The sequence below is a fragment of the Embleya sp. NPDC055664 genome, from assembly GCF_053618075.1.
In genome coordinates this window covers 1-3,280 of sequence record NZ_JBSHGZ010000092.1, presented here as the reverse complement: position 1 = coordinate 3,280, position 3,280 = coordinate 1, and the positions used below count along the sequence as shown (strand labels likewise).

Sequence of the window (3,280 nt, the reverse complement as noted above, 5' to 3'; positions counted from 1 at the left end):
AGTTGCCTTCGCGTCACACCAAGACGATCTACCAGACCAGGACCGCCTTGACGACGAATCCCACAAATTGATCACAACCCGATACGCGACCTAGCCGGACCGGCCCCGGGCCCGCGATCACCGGCAGGTGCGCGGGTCCGGGGTGACGGCGGTGTCGGTCCGTCGGGGTTGTTCGTCCCTCGGTGTCCACTCGACCTCTTCGAGGTCGGCGAGTGCGTCCTCGCGCAGCAGATCCGGGGGTGCGGTGCCGAGGTCGCGTCGGCCGAGCGAGCGCACCACCAGGAGCACGGTCAGGCCGAGCAGACACACGGACACGGCGAGTACGACGAGTCCGTCCATGGTGCTCCTCCCTACCTGCCTGTAGGGCGGTCGCCATCGGGCAGCCGCCATGAGGCAGTTGCTCTCCATGGTTGCGTGCGCGGCGGACAATGTGAACCGACCGGAGATGAATAGCGGGCATCGGATCACCCCGCGGGATCCGGCGCCGGCGAGAATGCTCGGATGCGCACACACATCGAAGCCATGGACCGTAATCTCGCCGAGCACGCGTGCCACCTGCATCGGGTCACCCCGGGGATGCGCGTGTTCGAGGACGACGAGGTGATCGTCGCGGACAGCGGTCTGGGGCACGACACCTACAACATCGTCGCGGGCACGCGCGCGAGCGCCGAGACGGTGGGGGCGGTCGTCGAACGTACGGTCCGCCGGGTCGCCGCGACCGGGCGGCCGTTCTCGTGGTGGGTCACCCAGGGGTCGCGGCCGGTGGACCTGGCCGAGCGGTTGTCGGCGTACGGGCTGGCGGTCGGCGAGCGCGAGGTGGCGATGTGGGCGGCGTTGTCTGCGAGCGAGCCCGGCGCGGCGGAGCGGCCGGCGGGGCTGCGGATCGAAGCGGTGCGTACGCGTGCGGGGTTGCTGGACTACGCGGGTGTGCTCGCGTCGTTGTGGACACCGGCCGTCCCGGACGTGGTGCGCTTCGCCGAATTGACCGCCGACGCGGCCCTGGTCTCCACCGCGCGCTACCTGGTGGGCTACGTGGACGAGCGTCCGGTGGCCACCGCCGAGGTGTTCCTGCACGCCGGCGTCGCGGGTGTGTACAACATCGCGACCGTGGCCGCCGAGCGCCGGCGCGGCTACGGCGCGGCGCTGACCCGGGCCGCGCTCGACACGGCGCTCGCGGAGGGGCACGCGGTCGCGGTGCTCCAGGCGTCGGCGGAAGGCGAGCCCGTGTACCGGAAGTTGGGCTTCCAGGTACTCGGGCCCGTCACCGAGCATGCGATCGTCACCTGATCCCGGCGGCGGGAGCCGCCGGCGCTACGCGAGCAGTTCCGGGTGCAGTGCCTCGACCATCCGGCGCATCCCGTCCTTCCAGTGCACGGTGGTGCGGCCGGTGATCGTGTGCATCGCGGTCAGGTCCAGGGTGACCGAGTCGATGGTCTCGCTCGTCGCGTTGAACTCGGGCTTCACGCCCGTGAGTTCGGCCAGATAACCGCACCACTCCTCGATGCTCACCGGGTCGCTGCCGCCCCAGTTGACGGTGGTGACCTCGGGTGTCGCCGCCGCGAACAGCGCGGGCAGGGTGCCGGCGATGTCGTCCACGTGGATCGGGTGGTAGATGCTGGGCGTGTTGGAGTGCACGTCGACCGGCACGCCGCCGAGCATCATCTCCAGGTGGATGCCGGGCCAGCCGCCGTTGTCCCCGTACGGCACCGACAGGCGCGCGATCGTGGTCGGCAGCGCGAATCGGCGCGCGCCCCACCGCGCGGCACCCTCCGCGGCGATCTTGCAGATGCTGTACGTCTCCAGGAACGACCAGACCCGGTGGTTGTCGCCCAGCGCCGCGTGCTCGGCCAACTCCTTGTGGCCGGCGGGCTGGTAGACGGCGGTGGACGAGCAGTGCAGGAAGGCGCGGGCCGCCTGGTGATGCTCCATCAGCGACAGTACGCCGCCGGCGTTCGCGTCCAGGTCCAGGTTCCAGTCGCCGTTCTTGGCCACCGCGAAGTTGACCACGTAGTCGGCGTCGGCGGGCAGGGCGGCGACGTCGCCGGCGGCCAGGTCGATCCGCACGCAGGTGACGCCCGCGGCCTCCAGGCGCGCTCGGGCCTCGTCGTCCTGGAAGCGGGCGGCGCCGTAGACCTCGTTGTCGCGCGCGAGGATCTTGGCGACGGGTTCGGCGACCTGGCCGGTGACGCCGGTGACGACGATCTTGGCGCCGCTGAGGGGGGTTGCCATGGGGACTCCGTTGTCGTGTCTGGTGCTTCGTCTCCCGCGGCCGGCCGTCCGCCGGGCGCCGTACGGCCGGAAATCGCGGTCCGGCCGGGGCCGTGGGGGTGGTCGGGGCGGGCGTGGCGGCACGTTAGTGCAGGTTGCGATCAGGTGGAAGGGAGAGAAAGCGGGGAAGGGGGAGCGGGAAGGGCCCGGCGGGCGGAAAGGGAACCGGCGGGGAACGGGCCCACAACCGTGCGGGAACGGGTGAGGGAACGAGGGCCTTCCCTTATCCGGGGGTGGACACGGAACGGGGATGGTCGGTCGGCCGTCTCTGCGGACGGGGGGATCGACTTTTCGGGGGCAGCGATGAGTGCTACGGGGCACTGCCGACTGTGCGGGACCGAGGTCCCGGACGAGCGTCACGGTTATTGCGAAGGGCCGCTGTGCGGAGCCGATCTGGCCGGCCAGCGGATGGGCGATCCGGGGGTCGCCGTGCAGGTCGGGTTCGAGCGCGCGCGGGTGGCGGCGCGGCCCGGGGAGGTGGTCGAGGCACGACTATTGGTGCGCAATCGGAGCCGGCGGGCCGAACACTTCCGGATCCGGGTGTTCGACACGGAACGGGTCGCGGTCACCGAGCCGGAGCCGGGCGCGCCGATCGGGCCGGGGGCCGAGGTGGTGTGGACGGTTCGGTATCGGGTTCCGCGCGACCCGGGCCCGTTGACCGCCGGGCCGGCCGCGGTGGGGCCGGGTGGGCCCGGCGACGCCGTGTCCGGGCTGTACTACGCGGCGGTGCGGGCCGAGGCGGTTCGGGACGCGCGGGTGGGCGCGGCGGCGGTGCTCGACGTGCGGATCCGCGGCGAGACCGATGGCGCGGGTCGGATTCGGGCGATTCGTGCGCCGATCCCTCGGTGGCCGGCAACATGTCCGGAATGAACGCTTCGCTGTCGTTCACGTGGACCCTGTCGGGTGCCGGTTGGGCCGACTGCATCATCGCCGAAGCGCATGCGGACGCGCAGATGCTCGTCTCGTACATCACCATGAACGAAGCGTCCGCGCGCCCGGGGTGGGCGCGCGG

The 3,280-nt window shown here is 71.6% G+C and carries 4 protein-coding genes; 2 read left to right on the top strand and 2 right to left on the bottom strand.

Going from position 1 to position 3,280, the window contains the following annotated elements; translation table 11 throughout:
• Window positions 1–117: 117 nt before the first annotated feature.
• Window positions 118–339 (bottom strand): hypothetical protein, encoded by a 222-nt coding sequence (locus ACWGR4_RS48165; RefSeq protein ID WP_380010065.1) that lies wholly within the window; start codon window positions 337–339, stop codon window positions 118–120.
• Window positions 340–501: 162 nt separating this feature from the next.
• On the opposite strand from ACWGR4_RS48165, the gene ACWGR4_RS48160 reads away from it, so the two are divergent.
• Window positions 502–1,287 carry a GNAT family N-acetyltransferase gene (locus ACWGR4_RS48160; RefSeq protein WP_452134111.1) on the top strand — a complete coding sequence of 262 codons (786 nt, stop codon included), beginning with the start codon at window positions 502–504 and terminating at the stop codon, window positions 1,285–1,287.
• 24 nt (window positions 1,288–1,311) lie between these two features.
• On the opposite strand, the gene ACWGR4_RS48155 is transcribed toward ACWGR4_RS48160, so the two are convergent.
• On the bottom strand, window positions 1,312–2,229 hold the full coding sequence (locus ACWGR4_RS48155) for an NAD-dependent epimerase/dehydratase family protein (RefSeq protein ID WP_452134110.1): 918 nt from the start codon (window positions 2,227–2,229) through the stop codon (window positions 1,312–1,314).
• A 342-nt stretch (window positions 2,230–2,571) separates the two neighbouring features.
• Between ACWGR4_RS48155 and ACWGR4_RS48150 the strand changes: the two genes are divergently transcribed.
• Window positions 2,572–3,138, top strand: coding sequence for a cupredoxin domain-containing protein (locus tag ACWGR4_RS48150; protein WP_380010056.1), 567 nt, complete (start codon window positions 2,572–2,574; stop codon window positions 3,136–3,138).
• The last annotated feature ends 142 nt before the right edge of the window (window positions 3,139–3,280 follow it).

Bases quoted from the DNA above. Each gene is read 5' to 3' on its own strand.
- ACWGR4_RS48160 (WP_452134111.1), top strand. From the start codon at position 502: ATGCGCACACACATCGAAGCCATGGACCGTAATCTCGCCGAGCACGCG.
- ACWGR4_RS48155 (WP_452134110.1), bottom strand. From the start codon at position 2,229: ATGGCAACCCCCCTCAGCGGCGCCAAGATCGTCGTCACCGGCGTCACC.
- ACWGR4_RS48150 (WP_380010056.1), top strand. From the start codon at position 2,572: ATGAGTGCTACGGGGCACTGCCGACTGTGCGGGACCGAGGTCCCGGAC.
- ACWGR4_RS48165 (WP_380010065.1), bottom strand. From the start codon at position 339: ATGGACGGACTCGTCGTACTCGCCGTGTCCGTGTGTCTGCTCGGCCTG.